The sequence below is a fragment of the Actinosynnema pretiosum genome, assembly GCF_002354875.1.
GTDB classification, from domain to species: domain Bacteria; phylum Actinomycetota; class Actinomycetes; order Mycobacteriales; family Pseudonocardiaceae; genus Actinosynnema; species Actinosynnema auranticum.
Map to the genome: position 1 here is coordinate 2109603 of NZ_CP023445.1, position 26261 is coordinate 2135863.

The 26261-nt window shown below is 74.1% G+C and carries 23 protein-coding genes and 1 pseudogene; 13 read left to right on the plus strand and 11 right to left on the minus strand.

The features are described 5' to 3' along the window. Positions 1-44 precede the first annotated feature (44 nt). Both CNX65_RS09440 and CNX65_RS09445 read right to left on the minus strand, forming a co-directional pair. Positions 45-3359, minus strand: a complete 3315-nt coding sequence (locus tag CNX65_RS09440) for a DUF4132 domain-containing protein (RefSeq protein WP_096492430.1) — start codon at positions 3357-3359, stop codon at positions 45-47. Positions 3360-3516: 157 nt separating this feature from the next. Further along, positions 3517-4665: a glycosyltransferase gene (locus tag CNX65_RS09445; RefSeq protein ID WP_096492431.1), complete on the minus strand. Its 1149-nt coding sequence runs from the start codon at positions 4663-4665 to the stop codon at positions 3517-3519. A 232-nt stretch (positions 4666-4897) separates the two neighbouring features. Between CNX65_RS09445 and CNX65_RS09450 the strand changes: the two genes are divergently transcribed. Then, positions 4898-5311 carry an OsmC family protein gene (locus CNX65_RS09450; RefSeq protein ID WP_015800729.1) on the plus strand — a complete coding sequence of 138 codons (414 nt, stop codon included), beginning with the start codon at positions 4898-4900 and terminating at the stop codon, positions 5309-5311. Between the two features lie 211 nt (positions 5312-5522). On the opposite strand, the gene CNX65_RS09455 is transcribed toward CNX65_RS09450, so the two are convergent. Then, the gene (locus CNX65_RS09455) at positions 5523-6005 is read right to left on the minus strand and encodes a DUF4383 domain-containing protein (protein WP_096497699.1); all 483 of its coding nucleotides are present in this window, start codon (positions 6003-6005) and stop codon (positions 5523-5525) included. Between the two features lie 664 nt (positions 6006-6669). Continuing rightward, positions 6670-7911, minus strand: coding sequence for an SGNH/GDSL hydrolase family protein (locus CNX65_RS09460; protein ID WP_096492432.1), 1242 nt, complete (start codon positions 7909-7911; stop codon positions 6670-6672). 243 nt (positions 7912-8154) lie between these two features. Between CNX65_RS09460 and CNX65_RS09465 the strand changes: the two genes are divergently transcribed. After that, positions 8155-9183, plus strand: a complete 1029-nt coding sequence (locus CNX65_RS09465) for an NAD(P)/FAD-dependent oxidoreductase (protein ID WP_096492433.1) — start codon at positions 8155-8157, stop codon at positions 9181-9183. A gap of 57 nt (positions 9184-9240) precedes the next feature. Here CNX65_RS09465 and CNX65_RS09470 read toward each other — a convergent pair whose 3' ends face one another. After that, positions 9241-10782 (minus strand): UDP-N-acetylglucosamine 1-carboxyvinyltransferase, encoded by a 1542-nt coding sequence (locus CNX65_RS09470; RefSeq protein ID WP_096492434.1) that lies wholly within the window; start codon positions 10780-10782, stop codon positions 9241-9243. Positions 10783-10968: 186 nt separating this feature from the next. On the opposite strand from CNX65_RS09470, the gene CNX65_RS09475 reads away from it, so the two are divergent. Next, the gene (locus tag CNX65_RS09475; RefSeq protein WP_096492435.1) at positions 10969-11697 is read left to right on the plus strand and encodes a DddA-like double-stranded DNA deaminase toxin; all 729 of its coding nucleotides are present in this window, start codon (positions 10969-10971) and stop codon (positions 11695-11697) included. Next, positions 11688-12113, plus strand: a complete 426-nt coding sequence (locus CNX65_RS09480) for an Imm1 family immunity protein (RefSeq protein ID WP_157767562.1) — start codon at positions 11688-11690, stop codon at positions 12111-12113. The genes CNX65_RS09475 and CNX65_RS09480 overlap by 10 nt, the downstream gene beginning before the upstream one ends. 59 nt (positions 12114-12172) lie before the next feature. Here CNX65_RS09480 and CNX65_RS09485 read toward each other — a convergent pair whose 3' ends face one another. Next, on the minus strand, positions 12173-13135 hold the full coding sequence (locus tag CNX65_RS09485; protein ID WP_096492437.1) for a sigma-70 family RNA polymerase sigma factor: 963 nt from the start codon (positions 13133-13135) through the stop codon (positions 12173-12175). 128 nt (positions 13136-13263) lie between these two features. Beyond that, positions 13264-14250 (minus strand): polyphosphate kinase 2, encoded by a 987-nt coding sequence (gene ppk2, locus CNX65_RS09490; protein ID WP_096492438.1) that lies wholly within the window; start codon positions 14248-14250, stop codon positions 13264-13266. A gap of 169 nt (positions 14251-14419) precedes the next feature. Here ppk2 and CNX65_RS09495 point away from each other — a divergent pair, with 169 nt between their 5' ends. Further along, complete coding sequence (locus CNX65_RS09495; protein WP_096492439.1) at positions 14420-14692, plus strand: GlsB/YeaQ/YmgE family stress response membrane protein; 273 nt, start codon at positions 14420-14422, stop codon at positions 14690-14692. A gap of 376 nt (positions 14693-15068) precedes the next feature. Here the strand turns inward: CNX65_RS09495 and CNX65_RS36795 are convergent, their stop codons facing one another. Both CNX65_RS36795 and CNX65_RS09505 read right to left on the minus strand, forming a co-directional pair. Beyond that, on the minus strand, positions 15069-15731 hold the full coding sequence (locus tag CNX65_RS36795; RefSeq protein WP_218182109.1) for a hypothetical protein: 663 nt from the start codon (positions 15729-15731) through the stop codon (positions 15069-15071). A gap of 10 nt (positions 15732-15741) precedes the next feature. Then, entirely contained in the window at positions 15742-16500 is a 759-nt protein-coding gene (locus tag CNX65_RS09505) for a DUF6544 family protein (RefSeq protein WP_096492440.1), read from the minus strand. 152 nt (positions 16501-16652) lie between these two features. Between CNX65_RS09505 and CNX65_RS09510 the strand changes: the two genes are divergently transcribed. Continuing rightward, positions 16653-17663, plus strand: coding sequence for a zinc-dependent alcohol dehydrogenase (locus tag CNX65_RS09510; RefSeq protein ID WP_096492441.1), 1011 nt, complete (start codon positions 16653-16655; stop codon positions 17661-17663). Positions 17664-17808: 145 nt separating this feature from the next. Here the strand turns inward: CNX65_RS09510 and CNX65_RS09515 are convergent, their stop codons facing one another. Continuing rightward, positions 17809-18819, minus strand: a complete 1011-nt coding sequence (locus tag CNX65_RS09515; RefSeq protein WP_232519769.1) for an Acg family FMN-binding oxidoreductase — start codon at positions 18817-18819, stop codon at positions 17809-17811. 164 nt (positions 18820-18983) lie between these two features. Here CNX65_RS09515 and CNX65_RS09520 point away from each other — a divergent pair, with 164 nt between their 5' ends. Both CNX65_RS09520 and CNX65_RS09525 read left to right on the plus strand, forming a co-directional pair. Beyond that, a complete protein-coding gene (locus CNX65_RS09520) occupies positions 18984-20681 on the plus strand; it encodes a GAF domain-containing sensor histidine kinase (RefSeq protein WP_096492443.1) in 1698 nt (565 codons plus the stop codon). A 153-nt stretch (positions 20682-20834) separates the two neighbouring features. Continuing rightward, on the plus strand, positions 20835-21071 hold the full coding sequence (locus CNX65_RS09525) for a hypothetical protein (protein WP_096492444.1): 237 nt from the start codon (positions 20835-20837) through the stop codon (positions 21069-21071). Positions 21072-21248: 177 nt separating this feature from the next. Here CNX65_RS09525 and CNX65_RS09530 read toward each other — a convergent pair whose 3' ends face one another. After that, positions 21249-21905, minus strand: coding sequence for a response regulator (locus CNX65_RS09530; RefSeq protein ID WP_096492445.1), 657 nt, complete (start codon positions 21903-21905; stop codon positions 21249-21251). A gap of 312 nt (positions 21906-22217) precedes the next feature. Between CNX65_RS09530 and CNX65_RS38290 the strand changes: the two are divergent. The 5 genes and pseudogenes from CNX65_RS38290 to CNX65_RS09555 form a co-directional block, all read left to right on the plus strand. Beyond that, a pseudogene (locus CNX65_RS38290) lies at positions 22218-22355 on the plus strand (CBS domain-containing protein); the annotation flags it as partial. Positions 22356-22512: 157 nt separating this feature from the next. Further along, the gene (locus CNX65_RS38295) at positions 22513-22800 is read left to right on the plus strand and encodes a BON domain-containing protein (protein ID WP_096492446.1); all 288 of its coding nucleotides are present in this window, start codon (positions 22513-22515) and stop codon (positions 22798-22800) included. Positions 22801-22856: 56 nt separating this feature from the next. Beyond that, a complete protein-coding gene (locus CNX65_RS09545) occupies positions 22857-23324 on the plus strand; it encodes a universal stress protein (protein ID WP_096492447.1) in 468 nt (155 codons plus the stop codon). Then, positions 23321-25879: a bifunctional acetate--CoA ligase family protein/GNAT family N-acetyltransferase gene (locus CNX65_RS09550; RefSeq protein WP_096492448.1), complete on the plus strand. Its 2559-nt coding sequence runs from the start codon at positions 23321-23323 to the stop codon at positions 25877-25879. Before CNX65_RS09545 ends, CNX65_RS09550 begins: the two co-directional genes overlap by 4 nt. Then, positions 25876-26247 (plus strand): universal stress protein, encoded by a 372-nt coding sequence (locus tag CNX65_RS09555; RefSeq protein WP_096492449.1) that lies wholly within the window; start codon positions 25876-25878, stop codon positions 26245-26247. Before CNX65_RS09550 ends, CNX65_RS09555 begins: the two co-directional genes overlap by 4 nt. Positions 26248-26261: the final 14 nt, after the last annotated feature.

Genomic DNA, 26261 nt, shown 5'->3' on the forward strand with positions numbered 1-26261 from the left:
CGTCCGTCCCGAGTGGAGCGACCGTACGCCAGGGGTCCGACAGCTCAGCGGGTCAAGCCGACCAGGTCGCCCAGCACCTCGGACATCACCACCGGGTCGACCGTCCCGAACCGGTGCTCTTCCGCCCGCCACGACCCCGGCCCGTGGTCGGTGATCCACACCTCGGTGGTCTTCTGGTCGAGCTCGGAGTAGTCGTAGCCGCGCGGCACACCGGGGTCCAGGCCGACCACGACCGCGCGCCCGTCCGGCAGCGGTCGCTGCACCCGGTCGATCACGTAGCCGTCCGACTGCTCCTGCTCCCAGCCCTTGTTCAGCAGCCCGAACACCTTCCCGCACGGCACCACGACCCCCTGGAACCTGGTCAGCCGGAACGCCTCCGCCTCCTCGGCGGTGAGCCGGTGCACCGGCCTGCCCAGCTGCGGGAACGGTTGCAGCACCTCGTAGTCGGCCAGCAGCTCCGCCCACGCCTCCAGGTCGTCACCGAGCCGCATCGGGTGGGCCAGCGCCACCCGCTCGCCCGCGCCCAGCTCCACCGGCTCCTCGTGCAGGTCGCTGAGCGTGCGGTCCTCGGCCAACCGGAACGCCAGCCCCGACTCGGTGATCCACACCAGCCTGCGCGCCAGGTGCCACACCAGCGGGTGGCGCGCGAACAGCGCCGTGAACTCCTCCGCGCCCCACGACCGGCCCGCCAGCATCGCCTTCTCCAACCGGGCGATCTGCGCGGTCGCCGCGGTGCGCACGTCCTTCTTCAGCGCCGCGAACCGCCGGTGCGCCTCGGGCGCCAGCTCCGCGTCGTCGCGCGCTCCCGGCTTGGGCAGGGCCTTGAGCCGCTTGCCGTCCGGCCCGGTCACGTACGGCTTGAGCTGCTCGTCGAACCCGACCACGAACCGCCTCGGCCCGTAGTCCAGCTCCAGCGTGCCGTCCGCGGCCAGGTCGAACGTCGGCACCAGCCGGTCGGACAGCTCGTCGGAGGTCAGCCCCAGCGAGGTCGCGACCTCGGCCAGCTTCTCCTGCGCCCTGGTCCGCACCCCCTTGTGCTTGACCCGCCGCGCCACGTCGTCCAGGTGCACCAGCGCCACGTCCGTGCCCAGCCGCGCCAGCACGTCCAGCCCGAGCACCGCCCTGGCGTGCCCGCCCTCGGCGGGCCACGACCGCAGCTGCGGGCTCAGCGCGCGCACCACCTCGTCGTCGCCGACCAGGCCGAGGCAGGTCAGCGCCCACCCGTCCTTGGACGGCGTCCCGGCGAGCCGCCACTGGTCGAACACCGCCCAGGCGAACCGGGCCAGCGACGCGGGCTCGCACGCGCGCCGCACCTGCTCCAGCCCCGCGTACGGCTCGTCCGACGTGGACATCGCCAGCACCACCAGCAGGTTCCGCGCCGCCTCCTCCGGCAGCGCCGCCCGCCCGCCGCGCAGCAGCACCTGCGGCAGCAGGTCCGGGTCGAGCCAGGACGGCACGGCCGGGACCTTCACCGGCAGCACGTCCAGCGGGTCCACCGCCAGCGACGCGGCCACGATCCCGGCCACCTGCTCGCCGTGCTCGCGCGCGGCGGTCATCGCGTGCTCGGGGATCTGCCGCAGCGCGTGCTCCGCCGCCCGCCGGGCGGCCCCGGCCGGACCGACCGCGACCGGCACCAGGAACCGGGCCGCGCCCAGGCCGTGCCGCTCCAGCCAGCGCCGCGCCACCGGACGCGCGGACTTGAGGCGCACCAACCAGTCCGCCACCAGCGCCGCGACCTCGGGAGCCGCGTACGGCAGCACCAGCTCCGCCAGCGCGCCCGGCCGGGACCTGGCCAGCGCCACGACGTGCGGCAGCACGTCCAGCCCGAACCGGGCGATCAGCGGCCTCCCCCACCGCTCGGCCGCCCACGGGTCCGGCTTCCAGTCCGCCAGCAGCGGTCGGACCAGGCGCTCGGCGGCGTGCAGGAACATCGCCGGGTGGTCGTACGACGAGCGCAGCCGCCCGGAGGCGTAGGCCCGCACCGTCGCCTCCCAGTCCGGGAAGCGGCGCGGGCGGAAGTGCTCCGAGCGCCACGCCTCGAACTCGCCCGGCTCCCACACCAGCCCCGGCGCGGCCAGCGGTTCCAGGCCCTTCACGACCTTCGGCCTGGCGGCCCTCCTGCGCTCCTTCGCCCACGGCGGCGAGGTCAGCACCGGCGGCGCGCCCTCGGCGGACGCGGGCACGGCCCGGTGCGCGGCCCGCTCCCGCTCCAGCACGGCCCTGGTCGCCTCGGGCAGGCCGCTCACGTCCAGGTCGGCGAACTTGACCGCGACGGCGCGCAGCACCTTCGCCACGTCCGAGCCCGCGGGCCTGCCCACGGCCGCGGCGGCCAGCAGCCGCAGCGCCCGCTCCGGGTCGCGCGCGGCCATCGAGTGCGCGGCCAGGCGCACCGGGCGCAGCGCGAACCGGGGGAGCAGCAGCGCGAACGCCTCGTCGCCGGGCAGCACCTCCAGCACCTCCAGCACGTGGCCGTGCTGCTGCGCGGACAGCTGCTCGACGTCGAGCAGGCGGCCCAGCACGGGCAGCACGCCGTGGCCCATCGCGTCCAGCGCGGTCCACAGCACCTCGGGGGACGGCAGGTACCACATCACCCAGCCGAGGGACATCAGGCGGATCAGCTGGTCGGCCTCGCCGACCGAGGTCAGCAGCAGGAAGCTGTCCGAGGAGTACATCGGGCCGCCGAGGGCCTCGGTGACCACCTCGTCCGCCCACCCCCGCTCGCCGGGCGCCAGGTAGCTGACCGCCAGCCTGCCCTGCGCGGTGTCCCGCGACCCGGCCAGCGCGGCGACCGCCTCGGCGTGCTCCTCCTCCGGGCACGCCGCGAGCAGCTCGCGCGCCCGCCGCACCAGCGCGATCTCCCCCGGCGGCACGGTCCGCGCGGTCGGCGCGCGGTGGCGCAGCGTCCAGCGGGGCTTGTAGCTGTCGGAGAGCTTGTGCAGCACCACCTCCACCCGCGCCAGCTCGGCGACCGCGCTCACCGCGAACACCAGCCCGTGCGCCGCGACCCAGGCGTCCACGACCCCGGACGCGCGCGGGTGCTCCTGGTGCAGCAGCAGCCGCAGCACGGCCGCCGCGCCCAGCGGGGTGGGGGAGCCGTCGAGGTGGGCGTTCGCGGCGGCGGCCAGCCCCGGATCGCTGCCGTTCGCCTTGGCCGCGCCGGGCGCGGTGGTCGAGTCGGTCGTCACGAGCGACCAGCGCGCGCCGCTCGACAGCTCGCCGCGCACGTCGGCCCGGTCGACCACCGCGTCCGGCCGCGCCACCGCCTCCGGGCGCACGTGCCCACCGCGCCTCACGTGCACGTGAGCGCGCCTGTTCGCGGGGATCTGGAACTCCCCGGACTCGTCCCCCGTGGTGCGCACTGCGGTCCTCCCGAAGCGGTCCGTCCGAATCGCGGCGAACCGTACGACGGGGGTCCGACAGTTCCGGTTCCCCGCAGCTCAGGGGGGTTCCGGTCAGTCCACGCAGGACCCCCGCCCCCGCCGCCGCGCCCGTGGCGGCGGGGACGCGGGAGACCCGTCAGGTGGCCTCGGCGACGATCTCCGGACCCATCTCCAGCTCCACGCCCGCGACCCGCGCGCACACCTGCGCGACCTCGTGCGCCACCCGCTCCCACGAGTAGCGCACCCGCACCCGGTCCGCGCCCGCGATGCCGTAGGCGTCCCGGCGCGCGTCGTCCACCAGCAGCGACCGCAGCACCCCGGTCAGCGCCTTCCGGTCGCGCGGCGGCACCAGCACGCCGGTCACCCCGTCCACCACGGTGTCCGCGAGCCCGCCCACCGCCGTCGCCACGACCGGGACGCCGCAGGCCATCGCCTCCAGCGCCACCAGCCCGAAGTCCGCCGCCCACGGCACGTGCACCACCGCGTCGGCGGAGCGCAGCAGCGCGGGCACCTCCTCGCGCCGCACCCGGCCGGGCAGCCGCACGCGACTGGCGACGCCCAGCTCGGCGGCGCGGGCCCGAGCCCGGTCGATGCCGCGCGCGTCCCCGCCCAGCACCACCAGCTCCGCCTCGGGCAGCGACCGCAGCGCCCACAGCAGGTCGTCGACCCCGCGCTCCGGGGCCAGGTCGTTCACCGCCACCAGCCGCTGCGGGGCCCAGCGCGGCGCGGCCGGGCCCTCGGGGTCGAACCGGGCGCGGTCCACCCCCGACGGCACCACGGAGATCCGCTGCCTCGGCACGCCCAGCCTCGCCAGCTCGGCCAGCTCCGCCCCGCTCGACGCGATCACCGCCGCGGCCTCCTTGCCCACCAGGCGCTCGGTGCTCGCCCGCTGCGGGTCGGAGCCGGGGTCGGCCAGGGAGTGGAAGCTCTGCACCACGGGCGTGCCCGTGCGGCGGGCGCCCAGGAGCGCGGCCAGCCCGGAGGTCCAGTGGTGGGCGTGCACGACGTCGGGGGCGTCGTCCTGCCAGCGGCGGGCCAGCGCGCGGGCGAAGTCGCCGAGGTGCGCGGACGGGTCGGCCGCCCGGCGGGCCACCGCCGACAGCTCCACCACCTCGTAACCGCGCGCCCGCGTGGCCTCCCGACCGGCCTCGCCCGACGTGTGCACCACGACCTCGTGGCCCGCCGAGGCGAGCGCGGCGGCCAGTTCCGCCACGTGCACCCGCAGCGCGCCGCCGTTCCCGGCGTGCAGGGGGTTGGCTGATTCGGACACCAGGGCGATCTTCACGGGTGCACCTCTCGGTTGCCGGTCGACTGGCGAGCCCGGCTGGGCAGAGAGGAACCACGACGAAGACGACAGCCCTCACCCAGCCGGTGAAACGGCTGCTGGGCTGAACCGTCCGCAATCCAACCGTAACCGAACGGCCGTCCAGTGCAACTCGCACACAGGTGGGATGACGCACGGTTGCGATCACCGCTGGACGGGGTAACCCGCGCGCACCACACGGAGGGAGCGACGCATGACCAGCGCAGGCATGACCGCCGCCGAGCTGCACACCTCGATCGCCACCGCCGCGGAGGCCGGGGTGGTGGTGGACGGGGCCGAGTCGGGCGAGCTGCCCACCGGTCTCCCCGCGCACCTGGGCGGCCGGGGCGGCGGGTGGGCGCCCGAGGACCTGTACGCCGCGGCCCTCGCCTCCTGCCTGCACCAGACCGTCGTGCGGATGGCCGCGAGCGGCGGGCACAGCACCACCGGGAGCTCGGTGAGCGCGGCCGTGGGGCTGCGGCACGACGGGGCGGAGCGGCTGGACTTCGAGGTGCGGTTCAAGGTCGAGCTGCCCGGTGTCGCGGACGAGGCGGCGCGGCGGGACCTGGTCGACCTGTCCGTCTCGCACTGCCCGATGGTGGGCGGCTGGCCGGTTGACGTCGCGTGATCCCCGTCCGACGGGCGGGTGTCACCCGGTAGAGAACCGGAGCGGCGCGGGCGCTGTGTTCTTCAACGTCCCCGCGCCGCTCCGGGGCGAACCACCAGGGGTGATCCTCGCCGCAGTAGAACGCGCGCACGCGGCACCAGCGTGGTACCCGACATCCCCTGCGGCCAATCACCGGATCGGCGACCTCTTCCGCCGGGGTCGGCGGCGCGGCTCAGCGGTGCGGGTGCTCGCCCGCCTGGCCCTCGCCGAACTGCTCCGGTCCGGGGTAGGCGCCCCTGGCCCGCTCGACGGCGGTCGTCGCGATCCCGAGCGCCGCCATGCCGAGGCCGAGCGCCAGGTGCAGCAGGTTGTCGGCGGCGTTGAACGGCACGAAGTTCGCCGCGCTGGCCTCGTGCACCGCCGACCCGAACAGCCACAGCACCAGGTACGCGCCACCGCCCACGACCAGGTAGGCCCTGGACGCGCCCCGGTTCGCCGCCGCCGCGACACCGGCCGCGCCGAACAGCAGGTGCACCGCGTTGTGCAGCACCGACACCTGGAAGACGCCGAGCAGCATGGCGGTCGAGTGGGTGCCTGCGAACGCGAGTCCGGAGTAGTCGGTGGTGATGCCGGGGATGAAGCCGAGCACGCCGACCAGCAGGAACACCGCACCCACCCCGAGCGCGACGGCCTGACCGGGGCCTCGGGCGCCCAGGCCGGGGCGCTTGCCGGGGCCCACCTGCGCCCTGGCCCTGGACCGCGCGGCCCGCGCGCGCAGGGTGTCGGCGCGGGCCGGGGGAGGGCCGGAGGCGCCGGTCGACGCCGGGGAGCCGGTGCGCGCGGCGCCGGTGATGGTGGGGTGGGCCGGGTGATCCGCGTCCGCGTGCGACGCGCTCGTCCCGGTCGTGCCAGCCCCGATCGTGTCCGCGCCCGCCGTGGTCGACCCGATCGTGCTCGCCCCGGCCGTGCTCGCGCCGATCCCGCCTCCACCCGCCGCGCCCGTCCCGATCGCGCCCGTCCCGATCGCGCCCGTCCCGATCGTGTCTGTCCCGATCGCGTCCGTCCCGATCGTGTCCGCCTCGGCCGCGTCAGCCGAGGCCCGCGCCGCGTCCGGCCCCTCCCGGTGCTGCCGGGGCACGTCCACGTCCTGCGGTGGCACGACCCCCGCCCGCTCCTCCCGCCGCGCCCGGCTCGTGCCCGTGCCCGCCCGCGCGCCGCCCGAGCGCTGCCCGCCCTCCCGGCGCCCGCCCTCTCGGTGTCCGCCTTCCCGGCGTCCGTCCTCCCAGGACCCGTCCGCTTCCGGCATGGCCCGACCTCCTCGCCCGTCGTGAAGTCCGACCCCCGCCGCGTACCCGACCCGGACGAGCGGAAACGGCCGTTCAGCCGACCGTGATGACTCCCGCGGGTGACCTCGTGCAGCGCACCTCCCGGTTCGCGGTCGCCGCCGCGCCGGTCAGGCACTCGCCCAGCACGCCGTGCCCGGCCGCCGACGGGTGCCACGACTCCTGGCAGGTCTGGAACAGGTCGGCGCAGGTGCGCGCGATCCGCTGGATGTCGATCTTGTCCTTGCCCGCCAGGTCGGTCACCGGCACCCCGCTCGGCCCGTCCTGCAACCGGATCGGCGTGGCCAGCGCGCCCGCCGGGCTCGCGTCGGTCTCGCACAGCCGCGCCCCGTCGAACGCCCGCTGCACGTCCAGCAGCACCAGGTCCGCGCCCGGCCGCTCGGCGGACAGGGTGGCGTGCACGTCCCGCACCAGCGCGCCCAGGCCAGCCGAGAACGCGTGGCCGGGGGACAGGCTCGCCCGGTGGATCGGGCAGCCCGCGGCGTACCGCTCCGCGCCCAGCGCCCGGAACTTGTCCCTGGTGTCGTCGCGGCCGTCCTCCGAGTGGTAGCGGGCGGCCAGGTCGGTGGGCAGCGGGTTCGTGTAGTCCTGGAGCACCACCCGGTGCCTGCCGTCCGCGTCGACCTCGTCGAGCACGTCCAGCACCTGCCGCACCGCCGCGACCGTCTCGGCCGTGGCGGCGGCCAGCTGCGCCGGGGTGGCCAGGTCGGCCGGGTAGCAGGGCTGCTGCGGCACGTCGCCCGCCCAGAACTCCCACCAGCCGGTCCAGGCGTCCGCGATGAACCGGTTCGCGCACAGCTCGGCGACCTGGCCGAAGGTGAACGAGCTGTTGTTGGAGCCGAGGCCGATCAGCACCAGGTCGACGTCGCCGGTGCGGGCGGTGGCGCGCAGCTGGTCGAGCTGGGAGGCGACGGAGCGGCCGTTCGGGCGGGACGCGGACGGCGCGGCGATGTCCTGGGGCCTGCCGCCGGAGCAGGCCAGGTTCACCCGCTGGGTGATGCCGGGGAGGTCGGCGCGGAACAGGGAGGCGTTCGCGGAGCGGTGGCAGAAGAACGCGTTGGCGTTCGGCGCGGACCAGCCGGGAAAGGCCTGCGGGGTTCCGCTCAGGTCGGTGACGGGGAGGTAGTCGCCCGCCCCCTCGCCGCTCACGAAGCTGTCGCCGAGCGCGACGGCGGTGGGCGGCAGCGCTGCGGGCCTGGCTGTCGCAGGCGGGACTAAGGCGCAGGTGAGCAGGGCTGCGAGCGCGGCGGCCAGCGGGCCGGTCCTGCGGAGGCGCACGGGGATCTCCTCGAGGGTGGGAAATTGATTCCCGATCGATCCGAGCACGATTCCGGTTCGGCGGTCAAGAAAGTCGGCAGATTTGCGGGAAAGCCTTTTCGGGGCCGTTCCCGACTGAGGGAAGGGTTTTCCCTGAGGGTTTCGAGGACCGTTCGACGGGTAGGGCGGGGTGGTCCGATGCCGTGTTGCTGATACGGCAAAAAACTTTGCTGCTCGCGCATGAACGGAGGCACAGTCGTCGGCATGGAGAACACGGGTGGGACGCAGGAGCACGACGTCGTGGTCATCGGTGGCGGGGCCGCCGGGCTGAGCGGGGCGGTGGCGCTGGCGAGGTCGCGACGCAGCGTCCTGGTGATCGACTCGGGGGCGCCGCGCAACGCGCCCGCCGAGCACATGCACAACTTCCTCTCCCGCGACGGGCTGCCGCCGCGGGAGCTGCTCGCCCTCGGCCGCGACGAGGTCGTCTCGTACGGGGGCAAGGTGGTGTCCGGGCTGGTCAGCGCGGTGGAAAGGGACGGGGACGGGTTCCTGGTGCGGGCCTCCTCGGGGGTGGTGCGGGCGCGGAAGGTGCTCGTCGCCACCGGGCTCGTGGACGTGCTGCCCGACGTGCCGGGGCTGCGCGAGCGGTGGGGGCGGGACGTGCTGCACTGCCCGTTCTGCCACGGCTGGGAGGTGCGCGACCAGCGCATCGGCGTGCTGGCGACCGGGCCGATGGCCGTGCACCAGGCGCTGCTTTTCCGGCAGCTCAGCGACCGGGTGGTGGTGCTGCGGCACACCTGGCCCGCGTTCGCGGAGCTGGCCGAGGAGCAGTTGCGGGCGCGCGGGATCGAGGTCGTCGACGGGGTCGTGGAGCAAGTCGTGAGCGTGGCCGACCGGCTCGTCGGGGTGCGGCTGGCGGGCGACCGGGACGTGGCGCTGGACGCGCTCGTCGTCGCCCCGAGGTTCGTGGCGCGGGCCGACTTCCTCGCGCCGCTCGGGCTGCACCCGGTGGACGAGGTGCGGGACGGGCACGTGATCGGCTCGGCGGTGCCGTCCGGTCCGGCCGGGGCCACGGCGGTGCCGGGGGTGCGGATCGCCGGGAACGCCACCGACCTGTCCGGGCAGGTCATCACGTCTGCGGCGGCCGGGCTGATGGCCGGGGCGGCGCTGAACGGGGAGCTGGTGACCGAGGAGACGGCGGCGGCCGTGGCGGCGCTGCGCGAGCCGTTCTCGCACGAGGCGGAGCGGCGGCTGGCCGAGGTCGTCGCGGGCGGACGTCAGCACGGGCTGTGACCGGGCGTGGTGGGGGTCCGACCGATCGTCGGACCCCCACCTGGGTCAATCGGCGGATCAGATGTCGCGGAAGGTGCTGATCTCCGCGCCGAGCTGGTTGAGCCGCTCGGCCAGCTGCTCGTAACCCCGGTTGATCACGTACACGTTGCGCAGCACCGACGTGCCCTTCGCGGCCAGCATCGCCAGCAGCACCACGACGGCCGGGCGCAGCGCGGGCGGGCAGATCACCTCGGCGCCGGACCAGTGCGTGGGGCCCTCGACGTACACCCGGTGCGGGTCCATCAGGGTGACCTTCGCGCCGAGCTTGGTCAGCTCGGTCAGGTACAGCGCGCGGTTCTCGTACACCCAGTCGTGGATCAGGGTCGAGCCCTGCGCGACGGCCGCGATCAGCGCGAAGAACGGCAGGTTGTCGATGTTCAGGCCGGGGAACGGCATCGGGTGGATCTTGTCGATGGGCGCGTGCAGCGCGGACGGGCGCACGACCAGGTCGACCAGGCGGGTGCGGCCGTTGGCGGCCGGGTACTCGTCGGTGCGGTCGTAGTCCAGGCCCATCTCCTCCAGCAGCGCCAGCTCGATCTCCAGGAACTCGATCGGCACGCGCTGGACGGTGATCTCGGACGAGGTGACGATCGCGGCGGAGATCAGGCTCATCGCCTCGATCGGGTCCTCGGAGGGGGCGTAGTCGATGTCCCGGTCGACCGCGCCGACGCCGTGCACGGTCAGCGTCGTGGTGCCGACGCCCTCGATGCGCACGCCCAGCTCGGTCAGGAAGAAGCACAGGTCCTGGACCATGTAGTTCGGGCTGGCGTTGCGGATGACCGTCGTGCCCTCGTGGCGGGCCGCCGCCATCAGCGCGTTCTCGGTCACCGTGTCACCCCGCTCGGTGAGCACGATCGGGCGCTTGGGGGCGACGGTGCGGTCCACCTCGGCGTGGTAGCTGCCCGCGGCGGCCTTGACCTCCAGCCCGAACGGGCGCAGCGCCACCATGTGCGGCTCGACCGTGCGCGACCCGAGCGCGCAGCCGCCGGCGTAGGGCAGCTCGAAGCGCTCCTCGTGGTGCAGGAGGGGGCCGAGCAGCATGATGATGCTGCGGGTGCGGCGGGCGGCGTCGACGTTGATGCCCGCGAGGTCCAGCCGCTTCGGCGGGATGATCTCCAGGTCGTTGTCGTCGTTCAGCCAGCGGGTGCGGACGCCGATGCTGCCGAGGACCTCCAGGATGCGGTTGACCTCCTCGATGCGGGCGAGCTTGCGCAGGACCGTGCGACCGGAGTTCAGCAGCGACGCGCAGAGCAGGGCGACGCCCGCGTTCTTGCTGGTCTTGACGCTGATGGTGCCGGAGAGCTGACGGCCGCCGGTCACCCGGAGGTGGGTGGGGGCGGGCTGGCCGATCGAGACGATCCCGGAGTCGAGGGCCTCGCTGATCCGGGAGAGCATCTCCAGGCTCAGGTTCTGGCCGCCCTGCTCGATGCGGTTGATCGCGCTCTGGCTGGTCGACACCGCGGTGGCGAGCTGGGCCTGGCTCCACCCGCGCTGCCTGCGGGAGGCGCGGATGAGCCCGCCGACGCGGGTGAGGTAGTCGCGGTCAAGATCCTTGGTCACGGGAGGACGCTATCTCACATGTGAGATAGCCGTGGGGGCGGTGGGGGTTTGGTGAGGAGGGTCGCATGTCACCGGGGTGGTGTAACGGGGGTCGCTCGGCGGGGTGAGGGTGGTTCACCCGCGCGGGGCGGTGGGGCGCTCTAGCGTCGGGGACGTCCGTGCCTTCGCCGTCGGGGAGGCGGTGCGGTGGCGTCGATCGGGGAGGTCGCCGACCGGCTGGCTCTGGTCCTGGAGCTGGTGGGGCGCTGCCGGGACGCCTTGGCGGCGGCGCGGGCGCTGGTGGAGGAGGCGCGCGCCGGGCTGGCGGGGGCGCTGGAGGGCGCGGCCGGGCTGGAGGGCGACGCGGCGCGGGCGGTGGACGCGCTCGCGGGTGTGGCGGACGGCGTCCGGGACGAGCTGAGGCCGCTGCTGGACGGGATCGCGGCGCGGCTGGAGGCCGTGCGGGCGGCGCTGCTGGGCGAAGGGGGAGGGGCGGGTGATGACGAGCCTGCGGCCGTCCCGTGGGAGCGGGTCGAGCGGCTGCGCCGCGAACTGCCGCCGCCGGTGGCGCCGGGCGCGGGGCAGAAGACGCACGGCCGGTGGATCGGGCCGGACGGTCAGGCGCGGCCGATCGTCAGCGGGCACGACTCGAAGTCCGCCCTGGTGAACCCCGCGCTGAGGGAGAAGGGAATGCCGGGGTTCACCCGGCGCCACGGGGACGTCGAGATGAAACTGGCCGCCCACATGGCGGCCAACGGCGTTCGCCACGCCACCGTGATCATCAACCACACGCCCTGCCGAGGGTTGCTGAGGTGTGACACCCTCGTGCCGATCCTGCTCCCCGAGGGGAGCACGCTGACCGTGCACGGGGTCAATCAAAAAGGAATTCGCATCCGCATTCGATACACCGGAGGGGCGCGGCCTTGGTGGACCTGACGGCTTGGTACGACCAGGAGCAGGCGGACGGCGAGACCCTGTCCACCCCCGGTGACCTGGACCGGGTGCTGGACGTCCTGACTGGTCGGGAGGGGCGTTTCCTGGCGGCCCTGTCCATCGCCGGTGAGCCCGCTGGGCCCTCGCTGGAGGTGGGGGTGAACTCCGCCGAACAGCTGGGCTCGCTCAACTACGCCAAGGGCTGGGAGGAGAACTGGTTCAGCACGAACTCACCGGGATCGCCTCAGCCGCACGAGGAGCACATCCTCTACTACTACATGATGTCCGACACCGAGTACCCCGCCGACTGCGAGATCCCGCTCGACGTCGTGCGCCGCGCCGCGCACGAGTTCATGCGCACCGGTGGCGAGCGTCCTTCCGAGCCGCAGTGGCGTGCGCTGCCCGACTGGATGGCGTGAGCGCGAGAGCCGCGCCCGGAACCCCGGACGCGGCCCTCCCGGTCACCCGGCGGTCAGGCTCACCCGGCCCAGGCCAGCAGCCCCCGGTTGTGCTGCGGGTCCCGCAGGAACCGCAGCGACTCCTTCTCCAGCTGCCTGATCCGCTCGCGCGTGAGCCCCAGCTCCTCGGCGACCTCCTGCAGCGTGTGCACCCGGCCGTCGGTCAGCCCGTACCGCCTGCTCACGATCAGCGCCTGCCGCGCGGGCAGCGTCTCGACCAGCGCCCGCAGCTCCGACGAGAACGCCGCCTGCTCCACCGCGTCGTACGCGCTCGCCGCGTCCGCGTCCTCGATCAGGTCGGCCACCGACGCGCTCCCGTCGTCGCCGACCGGCGTCTCCAGGCTGATCGTGGCCCGTCCGGCGTCGCGCAGCTCGGCCACGCGGGGCGCGCGCAGGCCCGTCGTCGCGGCCAGCTCCTCGACCGTCGGCTCGCGGTCCAGCTCGGCGCGCAGCTTGCGCTCCGCCTTCTTGATCTTCGACAGCTCCTCGACCACGTGCACCGGCAGGCGCACCGTCCTGGTCTGCTCGGCCAACCCGCGCTCGATCGCCTGCCTGATCCACCAGATGGCGTACGTGGAGAACTTGTACCCCTTGCTGTAGTCGAACTTCTCGACCGCGCGGATCAGCCCGAGGTTGCCCTCCTGGACCACGTCCAGCAGCGGCAGCCCCCGGAACGAGTGCTTCTTCGCCACCGACACCACCAGGCGCAGGTTGGCCCGGATCATGTGGTCCTTGGCGTCCCGGCCGTCCGCGACCACCTGGTTCAGGGCGCGGCGGCGCGCGGGCGTGGGGGCGGTGTCGGCGAGCAGGTGCTCGGCGTACACGCCCGCCTCGATGCGCCTGGCCAGCACGACCTCCTCCGCCGCGGTGAGCAGCGGCGTCGAGCCGACCTGGCGCAGGTACTGGCCGAACAGGTCGGCGTCGGCGGCCTGCTCCGACGCTCGGCGACGGCTCTGGTCGGCGTTGGGCTTCGTCAGCGGCATGACCGTCTCCCTGTCTGGTCGCACCCCGCGCGCGGGCGCTGGTGGCGCTCGGCGCGCGGAGGTCACGGTTGGGCGCCCGATCCGGGCAACCACGGTGTCAACGCACCCGTCGTGGCGCTCATTCCACGTCAGGTTCCGTCTTCCGGGTGCAATCCCGGACCGTGGTCCGGGTCGGGGATGGGCGCGATGGGCGTGGGGCTCAGCGAGGACTCGTCCTCCCCCTCCTCCAGGAGCGTGGCGGCTGCCCCGATGATGCGCAGGTCGGGCTCTCCGACGGCCTCCCGGTCCTTGTCCGGGTAGTCGCACCTGGCGAGGACGCTGCGCATCGCCTCGATCCTGGCCCGCTTCTTGTCGTTGCTCTTCACCACCGTCCACGGGGAATACCCGGTGTCGGTCGCGCGGAACATCGCGACCTTCGCCTCGGTGTACGCGTCCCACCGGTCCAGCGACTCCAGGTCGTTGGCGCTGAGCTTCCACTGGCGCACCGGGTCGACCTGGCGGATGAGGAAGCGGGTGCGCTGCTCGGCGCGCGAGACCGAGAACCACAGCTTCACGAGCAGCACGCCGTCGTCGACGAGCATCCGCTCGAACTGCGGCACCTGTCGCAGGAACCGCTCGTAGTCCTCGTCGGAGCAGTACCCCATCACGCGCTCGACGCCCGCGCGGTTGTACCAGGAGCGGTCGAACAGCACCATCTCGCCCGCCGTGGGCAGGTGGTTGACGTAGCGCTGGAAGTACCACTCGCCCTGCTCGCGGTCGGTGGGCTTGCCCAGCGCCACCACGCGCGCGCCGCGCGGGTTGAGGTGCTCGGTGAACCGCTTGATCGTGCCGCCCTTGCCCGCCGCGTCGCGCCCCTCGAAGAGCACGACCATCCGCTGGCCGGTGTCCTTGATCCAGTACTGGAGCTTGAGCAGCTCGATCTGCAGCAGCCGCTTCTGCAGCTCGTACCGCGCCCGGTCCAGCCGCTCCCGGTACGGGTAGTTCTCCCGCCAGGTGTCGACCTCGGAGCCGTCGGCGCGCAGGAGGACCGGGTCGTCGCCGTCCTCGTAGTCCACGACGAGCTCTTCCTCCAGCTCGGGGAAGAGGGATTTCGCGCGATCAGACTGGGCAATCACACGTTCAGGGGTACCCGCTGGCGGGGTCGGAAAAACGGCTGAAGTTTTTTCGCGAAGAGGTGTGGGAGCGCGCCCAGGGGGGCATCCTCGGCTCAGCAAGCAGTACTGACGACGAAGCGCGCCGCACCATCCGTTACGGCGCGGCAGCGGATTGAAAGGAAGCAGCACAGTGGGCATCCTGGGTTGGATCGTTCTGGGTCTCATCGCCGGCGCCATCGCCAAGGCCGTCATGCCCGGTAGGGACCCCGGTGGCATCATCGTGACCATGCTTCTCGGCGTCGTCGGCGCCATTCTGGGCGGGTTCATCGGCAGTGCGCTGTTCGGCACCGGCATCGGCAGCTTCTTCGACCTGAGCACCTGGCTCCTGGCCATTCTCGGCTCGCTGATCGTGCTCGGCATCTACCACGTGGTGACCAGCCGCGGTCGTCGCGTCCACGGGTAACACCCGGCGCAATCCTCCTAAAGACCCCGCCCGGTGTGGCGGGGTCTTTTGGTGTGCGCGGGTGGGTGGTGGGGTGGAATTGTTGATTCGGGGGGTTCGGTTTGAGCCGGAAGGGTGAACTTCCGGGGTGGGCGCGCGGGGGACGGTGGCCGGTGGGGTGCTCGCCGAGCGCGAGGTGCCGCGCGGCGGTGGTGCGCGCCGTCCTGGCCGCGGTCCTCGCCCAGCGCGACCCTGGGCGTCGCGACCCCCGGACGTGGCGAACCGCCCCCGGAACCCGCTGACCGGGGGCGGTCCTCCTTGCGCACGTGGGCGCGGTCGGGGGCGCGCGCCACGTGGGGTCTCCGTCAGGGCCTGGCCGCCAGGGCCCGGTCCCGTCTCAGTACCAGCCCTCCTCGGCGTTCCACGCCAGCGTCCCGGCCTCCACCACCGCCACGAACTCCGCCGCCCCCGGCGCCAGGTCCCGCCCGCCGACCACCACCAGCGGGTTCGCCGGGCGCTCCAGGTCGAACGCCAGCCAGCCGTCCGACCCGAGCTCGCCGACCACCAGCCCCGGCCGCACCTCCCGGATCTCCTCCGGCCCGTACAACCTCAGGTACTCGCCCGACGGCCGCAGCCCCCGCCGCAGCCACGACGGCCCGCCCAGGTAGTCGACCCACGCCGCGGGCAGCCCGGCGACCCCGGAGGCGTCCACGCCCGACCGGTACTCCGCCTCCACCTCGATCCGACCCACCACGTGCCGGTTGAACTCCTCCAGCTCCGCCGCGGGCACCCAGTGCTCGTCGATGCCGCGCCCGCCCGCCGACTGCACCGGGTACCTCGCCAGGAACTCCGCCCCCACCGCGAACCGGGTCACGTACCCGACCCCCTCCGCGCCCGAGGCGTTCCACTCGCGGGCGATCCTGGTCGCGTGCTCCCGGTTCACCACGGGGTAGAAGATCGGCTGGTCCGGCAGCCGGGGCGGCCACTCCCGCCACCCCGAACCGGCCACCAGGTCCAGCTCGGCCTGCCCGGTGGGCCGCCACAGCACGACATCGTCCATTCGTGGGAACTTAATCGCCCACGCGGGGCCGGGGAATCCGGCGTCCCTCCCCCGTGGCGCAGACGACCTCGCAGCGGGTCAGGTCGTGGTGGGCGTGCGCGAACCCGCCGGTCGGCAGGTGCCACACCGACAGCACCCGCCTCGGCCGCATCCGGTCGCTGTCCAGGAACCAGCCGTCGTCCACCGCCGCCGACCACCTGGTCCGCACCAGGCCCTCCGGCAGCTCCGCGTACCGGTCGTTGGAGGTGAACTCCCGCACCGCGCCGCGCTCGTCCACCACGACCCGCGCCCGCACCGAGCGCCCGCCGCCGGTCAGCACCAGGTCGAACGCCTCGTCGGACACCGGCTTCCACAGCACGTCCAGCGACAGCAGCATGGACGGCGCGAGCAGCACCGCGTCGCACAGGAACGCCACCAGCTCGTTCGCCTCGTGCTCCGGCCCGCTCTCCCGCGCCACCGTGAACACCCGCAGCGCCGTCGACCTGCGCTCCACGTGCCCGTCCCTGAGCACGTCCGTGGTCTGCACGAGCCTGCCGACCTTGTTCTCCACGACCCGGCTCAGGTCCTCCGCGCTGCTGCGCTGGTGCGTGCGGCACGGCGTCCAGTGCTGGTCGGGCCGCTGCCTGCGCCACCCGTTCAGGCGGGCCTCGAACCCGACGTCGAGCGGGCGGTCGAGCACGCCGGTGAACTCCAGGTAGCGCTGGGCGGGTGACGGCAGGTGGGCGATGTCGGCTGCGGTGACCGCCTGCTGGGTCGCTGTGCTCTGCATGGTCGTACCTCCACCACCCAGGGTGCCGCTGGGGCGAACGGGTGGTCAGAGACCAAGGGGTCCCGTTCGGCGGGACCTTCGGCCGCAGGCGCGGGAGCGGCGCCCTCGCAGAATCCTGGCACGGACCACGGAAAAGACGATGGGAGCGCGACATGAGAGCAGCGGTCGTCACCGAGTTCGGCGAGCCACTCGCGGTGGGTGAGGTCCCGACGCCGGAACCCGGCCCCGGTGAGGTGCTGGTGCGGCTGGAGGCGTCGGGGATCTGCCACACCGACATCCACGCCGCGCACGGCGACTGGCCGGTCAAGCCGACCCCGCCGTTCATCCCCGGCCACGAGGGCGTCGGCGTCGTGGAGGCCGTCGGCGAGGGCGTCGACGCGGCCAAGGTCGGCCTGCGGGTCGCGATCCCGTGGCTGGGCGCCGCCTGCGGCGAGTGCGCGCACTGCGTCTCCGGCTGGGAGACCCTGTGCGAGGCGCAGCAGAACACCGGCTACTCGGTCGACGGCTGCTACGCCGAGCGCACCGTCGCGGACGCCCGCTACGCCGTGCCCGTGCCCGACGGCGTGTCCAGCCTGGACGCCGCGCCGCTCACCTGCGCGGGCGTCACCACGTACAAGGCCGTGAAGGTCGCGGGCATCACCCCGACCGAGAAGGTCGCGGTGTTCGGCATCGGCGGGCTCGGCCACCTCGCGCTCCAGTACGCGCGGATCGCGGGCGGCATCACCGTCGCGGTCGACGTGGAGGACGCCAAGCTCGAACTCGCCGCCGACCTCGGCGCCGACCACACCGTCAACGCGGCCACCGAGGACCCGGTCGCGGCCATCCAGGCGCTCGGCGGGGCGGACGTGGCGATCGCGCTGGCCGCGTCGCCGCGCAGCTTCGAGCAGGCGTTCGCGTCGCTGCGGCGCGGCGGGCGGCTGGTGTGCGTGGCGCTCCCGGCGGACGGCGTGCTGCCGGTGCCGGTGTTCGACCTGGTGCTCAAGGGCATCACGGTGATCGGCTCGATCGTCGGCACCAGGGCGGACCTGGCGGAGGTGTTCGAGCTGCACGCGGCCGGGCGCACGCGGGTGATCGCGAGGGGCACGACGCTGGACCAGGTCAACGAGGCCTTCGAGGACGTCCTCGCGGGCAAGGTCCCGGCCAGGCTGGTCATCGAGCTGTGAGCGGCCGGAGGTGAGGGGTGGGAGGCGATCGGGCCGGGCGCTGGTCCGGCCCGATCGCCGCGCGCGGGGGATGAGGTGCGATCTCCGGTTGGTCCGATGCACCTCGGGCCCGCGCGGCCTTCAGCCGGTCGTCGACCGGCGCGCGTCACACCCCCGCGTGGCCGCCGGCCTCCGCGGACACCAGCATCTCCAGCACCTCGCGGCGCGGGCTGGGCGGGACGGGGGAGCCGAAGCCGACGCGCAGCACCGTCTGCGGCACCACCGTGCCGCCCAGCGCGCGCCGCAGCTCCTCGCGGACCGCGCGCACCTCGATGGCCTGCGACATGAACGACACCGCCAGCCCCAGCGTGGTCGCGGTCAGCAGCACCCGCTGCAGCGCCTGACCGGCCTGCACCTCGGCGAGCGGCCCGTCGTAGAACGAGCACAGCACCAGCACCAGCGGGTCCGACTCGTAGTCCTTGCCGGACGCCCGCTCGCCGCCGTCGGCCGCCAGGAAGTCCCGCATCGCCCACTCGTCCTGCGGCGCGGGCCGCGGCCCGGCCGAGCGCGGCGGCACACCGTCGCCCGCGGTGCGCTCCCCGGTCCACTCGCCCAGCTCGTCCAGCACGCCCCGGTCGGCCTGCTGGATGCGGTGCGCCTTCGACACGTACCGCTGCAACCGGGCCCGCTCCTCGGCGTCGGTCACCACGTGCAGCCAGGACCGCTCGCGCTCGGCGGCGCGCAGCAGCGCCTGCCGGTGCCGCACCGGGACCGGCACGTCGTGGAACGGCTTGCGGTTCGAGCGCCGCGCGGGCACCGCGTTCAGCAGCTGGTGCGTCTCGTCGTCCAGCAGCAGCTTGCCGCCGCGCCGCACCACGGCCAGCGCGCCGGGCGCGTCGTGGCCGGGCATCAGCGTGACCAGCGGCCGGATCCCGTGGCCCTGCAGCGCCAGGCGCAGGTTGAACAGCGCCGCGCCGCACGCCAGCCGCAGCTCCCGGTCCTCGGGGTCGGTGGCGGGCAGCCTGCGGTCCAGGTCCGCGTGCAGCTCGATGCGGTCCTCCTCCAGCCGGAACCGCCACGGCTGCGTGTTGTGCACCGACGGCGCCAGCGCCGCCGCTGTCAGCACCGACTCGACCTCGTCCTCGGAGAGCCCCAGAACCCCGGTGACCCCGCTCACCCCAGCGACCTGACTCAACGTCCTCACCCCGACACCCGCCACTCGATCGAACCAACCACGATCCACTGTCCGACCAGATCGGCCGCGGGTACACGGTCGAAGGTCCCTAGTCGGGGAGGGACCAGGCCTTTGCGGCGGCGAACGCCGCGTGACAGGGTGGGGGCGTGACAGGACCGGCTGAGGACTCCTCCTCGCAGCGGCTCCTGGCGGGCCTGAGGCTCGACGAGCTGCTGGAGGAGATGCGGGAGCGGCTCACCGAGATCGGCTCCACCAGGGACAAGATGCAGCGCCTGCTGGACGCGGTGCTCGCCGTGGGCACGGGGCTGGAGCTGGACTCCACGCTGCAGCGGATAGTGCAGGCCGCCGTCGACCTCGTCGGCGCGCGGTACGGGGCGCTGGGCGTGCTGGGCAATCGCGACGACCTCTCCGAGTTCGTCCACGTCGGCATCGACCAGGACGAGCGCGCCCGCATGGGGCACCTGCCGCAGGGCAAGGGCCTGCTCGGGCTGCTGATCAAGGACCCGAGACCGGTGCGGCTGCACGACCTCGGCGCGCACCCGGCGTCCGTCGGCCTCCCGCCGAACCACCCGCCGATGAAGACCTTCCTCGGCGTGCCCGTGCGGGTGCGCGACGAGGTGTTCGGCAACCTGTACATGGCCGAGAAGCGGGACGGCGGCGACTTCACCCCCGACGACGAGATCGTGCTGTCGGCGCTGGCCGCCGCGGCGGGCGTCGCGGTGGAGAACGCCCGGCTGTTCGAGAAGTCCCGGATGCGCGAGCGCTGGCTGGAGGCCGCCGCCGAGGTCAACGCCGAGCTGCTGGGCGGCGCGTCCGCCGAGGACGCGCTGCGGCTGATCTCCCAGCGCACCCGCGAGCTCGCGGGCGCGGCGGTGTCGCTGATCGTGCTCGCCGAGGACGGCAGGAACGGGCGGCGGCTGCGGATGGCCTCGGCGGCGGGCGGTGACACCGACCGGCTCGTCGGCGGCCTGCTGGACGGCGAGGACACGTTCGCCGAGCAGGTGCTGGACTCCGGGGTGCCCGCGCTGTTCGAGCACCTCGACGGCAGGCTCGGCGAGGCCAGCCTGGAGCTGGGGCCGGGGGTCGCGGTGCCGCTGCGCACCGCCTCGCAGGTGACCGGCGTGCTGCTGGCCGCCCGCGCCAAGGGCGCGCCCCAGTTCGGCGCCGAGCAGGTGCCGCTGCTGGCCTCGTTCGCCGCGCAGGCCGCCGTGGCGCTGGAGCTGGCCGAGACGCAGCGCAACCGGCGGCTGGTGGACGTGCTGGAGGACCGCGACCGGATCGCCCGCGACCTGCACGACCACGTCATCCAGCGGCTGTTCGCCACCGGGATGAGCCTGCAGGGCGCGCTCAACCGGGTCGAGGACCCCAAGCTGCGCGAGCGGGTCGACAGCGCCGTGCACCAGCTCGACCAGACCGTGCTGGAGATCCGCACCACGATCTTCGACCTCCAGGCGGCCGACGACGAGCCGGGGCTGCGGCGCAGGCTGCTGGACATCGTGTCGCAGGTGACCGAGCACTCGGCGCTCACGCCCGCCGTGCGGATGAACGGCACGGTGGACAACTCGGTGCCCGACCACGTCGGCGAGCACGCCGAGGCGGTGGTGCGGGAGCTGGTCAGCAACGCGGTGCGGCACTCCGGCGCGAGCGAGCTGACGGTGACCATCGAGGCCGACCGGGAGCTGACGATCTCGGTGGTGGACAACGGGATCGGGATGCCGGAGAAGGTCGCGCGCAGCGGGCTGCGGAACCTGGACGAGCGGGCCCGGCGGCTCGGCGGCAGCGCGGCGGTGGAGGCGTGCGCGGGCGGCGGGACGCGCGTCACGTGGCAGGTTCCCCTGGAGTGACGGGGGATCGAGGGCCGGAGAGCGTCCACAGTGGACGTTCTCCCGGCCTCGGCCCTGCCTGGCCCGCGCTCCCGCTCTTGATCATCTGTACTGTGCTCGGCACCGGCGCGTCGGGACGCGCGCGCCGACCCGAGCGAGGACGAGCAGGAGCAGATGAAGGTCAACCTGAAGATGAAGCTCGACCTGGCGCACCTGGTCTTCTCCGCGCTGGTCGTCGCCGGGATCGTCGTGGGCCAGTTCCACTTCACCTGGTTCCCGCCCGCGCTGATGTGGCTGGTCGTCGCGGGCGCCGCGGTCGGGTGGGCCTTCTACGCCAACAAGAAGCTGCTCAAGGACAAGCCCCGGCGCCCCAGGGGCAGGGTGAGGGCCGGCGCCGCGAACGAGGACTGAGCCCGACCGGGGACCCGCGGGCAAGCGCTTCCCCGCGCCGCGGCCCGGACCTGCGCCGGACCTGCGCCGGACCTGACGCCCGCCGGACCCGGCGCTTGCCTGCCCCTGCGCCCGCCGGACGCGCGAGGGGCGCACCACCCGGTGCGCCCCTCGGACCCCCAGCCCGTCCCGGCGGTCTCAGTCCGCCTCGACCCCGCCGGGCCGCTTGCGCAGCTTGCTCGCCAGCACCGCCGCCTGCGTGCGCCGCTCCAGCCCCAGCTTCGCCAGCAGGTGCGACACGTAGTTCTTGACCGTCTTCTCGGCCAGGAACATGCTCTCCGCGATCTGCCGGTTCGTCATGCCCTGCCCGATCAGGTCGAGCACCGTCCGCTCCTGCTCGGTCAGCATCCGGACCGGGTCGCCCTGCTCCCGCTCGCGGCGGATGCGGTTGAGCAGCGCGCTCGTCGACCGCGCGTCCAGCAGCGACTGGCCGGACGCCACCGTGCGCACCGCCGTGCACAGGTCCGTGCCCAGGATGCGCTTGAGCACGAAGCCCGAGGCGCCCGCCATGATCGCGTCGAACAGCGCCTCGTCGTCGGTGAACGACGTCAGCATCAGGCACTGCAGGTCGGGCATGAGCGACTTCAGCTCGCGGCACAGCTCGATGCCGTTGCCGTCGGGCAGCCGGACGTCCAGCACCGCCACGTTCGCGCCGCTCGCGGGGACCCGCGCCAGCGCCTCCGCGACCGAACCGGCCTCTCCGACGACCTCCAGCTCGTCGTCGCTGTTCAGCAGTTCCCTCACCCCGACGCGGACGACCTCGTGGTCGTCCACCAGGAACACCCGTGCGCTCACCGCACCCACCTTCCGTCAAACCCGTGCACAACATCCCTCGCCCCGGCCCCCGCCTGACAGGGTCCAAGGTCCCGGTCCCCCTCCGCGGCGCGGGCGCCACGCCGCGTCGCCACCGGGAGGCCCGCCCCGAGTGTTCCAGCAGGCCGCGCGGCGACCCGAACACCGTGCCCCACCCGGCCGCCGCACGCACCCCGGAGACCCCGGCCGGCCCCCGCCGGGCAGGGACCCGCGGCCCTGCCCCGACCCGCCCCGCACCCCTCGCGGAGCCCCCGCGCGCGGGCGAGGGCGAGCGCCGTGAACGCGGCCGATGTGATGACCGGGCCGGTGGTCTCGGTCGAACCGGGCGCCACCGCGCGCACGGCGACGGCGCTGCTCGTGGACCACGGGTTCTCCGCCCTGCCCGTCTGCGACGACGAGGGCAGGCTCGTCGGCACCGCCTCCGGCTCGGACCTGCTCCTGGCGGGCCTGGGCCGCGCCACCGGCGACCTGCAGGTGCGGCAGGTCATGCGCGCGCCGGTGATCAGCGCGCCGCTGACCGCCAGCGCCACCGACCTCGTCGGGGCGGTGAGCCGGATCGACCTGCTGCGCGCTCACCCCGGACGACGACGTGCTCGCGGCGCGCATCGACCGGGCGCTGCGCGCCTGCGACCCCGCCGGGCGCTGGCAGGTCGCCGTCGAGGCGGGCAGGGCGGTGGTCCGGGGCGCGCTCGACGACGAGGCGGAACGACGCGCCGTGACGGCCCTGGTGCGCACTGTGCCGGGGACCACAACCGTCGACGTCACCATCGCGACCCCCGGTGAACCCGCTCTGACCTGCGCGGGAACCGTTCGCCGAGCACACGGCCCGACCCCGAAGGGCCGAAGGTCCCACACCCCGGAGGTCCGCCGCCACTGACCGCGCGCACGGCCCCGGAGGGACGCTCGGACCAGAGCACCGGAGGAGGAGGGAACATGGACGACAAGGCGATCGTGGTCGGAGTCGACGGCTCGCCCGCCGCCCGTGCCGCGCTGCGCTGGGCGGTCGACGAGGCGGCCCTGCGGGGGTGCCGCGTCGACGCCGTCCTCGCGTGGCACCTGGAGTACGGGCAGCTCATGGCGCCCGCACCGGTCGGCGTCGACCGCGACGAGCTGCGCGCGGCGCACCGCGAGGCGCTGCAGGAGGCCATCGCCGGACTGGAGAACGTCCGGGGGGTGCTGGTCGAGGGCGACGCGCGCGACGCGCTCGTCACCGCCTCGCACGACGCCCAGCTCCTGGTCGTCGGCAGCAGGGGCATGGGCCTGCTGCGGACCGCCCTGCTCGGATCGGTCAGCTCGTACTGCGTCCACCACGCGGCGTGCCCCGTGGTGGTGCTCAGGGCCCCACAGCCCGAGAGCGTCGAAGAACCCCGTCCCGTCATCACACCTGGACCGCTGCTGTGACCACGCACATCGAGACCCGCGCCCTGCTCTCCGACGGCACCGTCATCGCGCTGCGCGAGGCGAGCCCCGAGGACGCCGACGCACTGCGCGAACTCCGCCGAGAACTGCCCGACCGCTACCCCCTCGCCGAGAACGACGTCGTGCTCTGCGCGTTCTCCGACGACGAGCTCATCGGCGCGGGCGCCTACGCGCCCTCCGCCGAGGACGAGACCACCGCCAACGTGGTGCTGGTCGTCACCTCGGCGAGCCAGTCCCGAGGCGTCGGGACGCTCCTGCTGGAGCACCTGGTCTCGCTCGCGCGGGGCCGGGGCGTGCGCCGGTTCACCGCCGACCTGCTCAGCGACAACCCGAGGATGCTCGGGCTGTTCAGCGAGCTGGGCCTGGTCATGACCGCCACCCCGGACACCGAGGTGGTGCGCGTCGACCTCGGCCTCGACGCGGGCGAGGACTACCTGGACGCGGTCGCCAACCGCGAGCTGACCTCCGGCGTGGCGAGCCTGCGGGCGGTGCTCAAGCCGACCTCGATCGTCGTCATCGGCGCGGGCCGCAACGCCACCTCGGTCGGGCACGCGGTGCTGGCGAACCTGGTCAAGGGCGAGTTCGCGGGCGAGCTGCACGCGGTCAACCCCAAGGCCGACGAGCTGCTCGGCGTCACCTGCTACCCGTCGGTGGCCGAGCTGCCCGTCGCCCCCGACCTGGCCGTGATCTGCGTGCCCGCCGCGGCGGTGCCCGCCGTGGCCGAGGACTGCGGCAAGCGCGGAGTCAAGGCCATGGTGGTCGTCACCTCCGGCGTCGACCCGAAGCCGCTGCTGGCGTCCGTGCACAAGCACGGGATGCGCATGGTCGGCCCGAACTGCATCGGCGTCGCCTCCACCGACCCCGAGGTGCGGATGGACGCCACGTTCACCCGCAAGGGCTCGGGCGGCGGCGGCATCGGCCTGGTGACCCAGTCCGGCGGCGTGGCCATCGCGGTGCTGGAGCAGCTGAGCGCGCTCGGCATGGGCACCACCGACGTGGTCTCCACCGGCGACAAGTACGACGTGAGCGGCAACGACCTGCTGCTGTGGTGGGAGCGCGACGAGCGCACCACCTCGGTGGTGCTGTACCTGGAGTCGTTCGGCAACCCGCGCAAGTTCTCCCGGCTGGCCCGCAGGGTCGCCAGGCGCAAGCCGGTGCTGGCGATCCGCTCCGCCACCAGCGAGGCCGGTCAGCGGGCGGCGGCGTCGCACACCGCGTCCACCGCGACCCCGGCGGTCACCCAGGAGGCCCTGTTCCGGCAGGCGGGCGTGATCGTGGTCGACGGCATCGCCGAGCTGGTGGAGGTGCTGGCGGCGCTGGAGAACACCGCGCTGCCGCAGGGCCGCTCGGTCGCGGTGGTCAGCAACGCCGGTGGTCTCGGCGTGCTCGCCGCCGACGCCTGCTCGCACAACGGGCTGACCGTCGCCGACCTGTCCGAGGACACCACGGCGAAGCTCGCCGCGCTGCTGCCCTCGGTGGCCAGCACGACCAACCCGGTCGACACCACCGCCGTGCTCGACGCCGACGTGTTCGCGCGGTGCGTGGACGTCGTGGCCGCCGACCCGGCCGTGGACGCGGTCATCGCGGTCACCGTGCCCACCGCGCTGGGCAACCCGGCCGAGGGCATCCGCACCAGCTCCAAGCCGGTGCTCGCGGTCGCCGCCGACCAGCTCGGCTCGGTCGCGATCCTGGAGAACGGCATCGCCTCCTACGCCGACCCGGTGCGCGCCGCCGAGTCGCTGGCCGCGCTGGTGCAGCGCGCCGAGTGGCTGCGCAGGCCCGCGCCCGCCGCGGTCGACCTGCCCGGCATCGACGTGCCGCTGGCCCGCAAGGTCGTGGCCGAGCACTTCGCGGTCGAGCCCGAGGGCGGCTGGCTGGAGCCCGACCAGGTGGTGCGGCTGCTGAGCGCGTTCGGCCTGCCGATCCTGGGCGGCGTGCTGGCCTCCGACGTGGAGGGCGCGGTCGCGGCGCAGAAGTCGTTCGGGCAGCCGATCGCCATGAAGGCGGTGGCGCGCGGCGTGCTGCACAAGAGCAAGGCGGGCGGCGTCAAGCTGAACCTGGGCACCCCCGAGCGGGTCGCCGAGGAGTTCACCGGGATGCAGGAGCGCTTCGGCGACCGGCTGGAGGGCGTGTTCGTCCAGCCGATGGCCGAGAGCGGCCGGGAACTGCTCGTGGGCGTGGTGAGCGACCAGCGCTTCGGGCCGCTCGTGGTGACCGGCCTCGGCGGCGTGGACACCGACCTGCTGGACGACCGGGCCGCCGCGCTCGCGCCCCTGACCTCGGCGGACGTGGACGACCTCTTGCGCGGCTTCCGCGCCTCCGCCAAAGTGTTCGAGCAGCACCCGGAGGAGCCGGTGCACGACGTGCTGCTGCGCGTGTCGCGGCTGGCGGAGATGGTGCCGGAGATCGCCGAGCTTGACCTCAACCCCTTGGTCGTCAAGGGGGAGCGGGTCATCGCCGTGGACGCGCGGGTCCGCTTGGAACCCGTCGCCCCGGTCGACCCGTACCTGCGAGCGTTGCGGAGGGCCGGGGCGTGAACATCGGGGCGATCGTGGTCGGGGTCGACGGGTCGGAGCGGTGCCGGAAGGCGCTGGCCTGGGCGATGGACGAAGCCGTGGCGCAGGGCAGGCCGCTGCACGTCGTGAACGCCTGGGAGCTGTGCGACGAGGGCGAGCGCGCCTCCCGCGCCCGCTCGGTCGCCCTGGTGGAGAACCTGCTGCGGCAGGTCTGCGACGGCCGCGACGTGGTGCCGGAGGTCGTGCGGCACAGCGTGCGCGGGTGCGCGTCGGAGGTCCTGTCCCGCAGGGCGCGCGGTCAGGCGATGCTGGTGCTGGGCGAGGAGGGCAAGGTGTCGGCGTCCGCTCCGGTGGTCGTGGCGCCCGCGCCTCGGGGTCCGGTCGACTGACGGTTTTTCGGCGA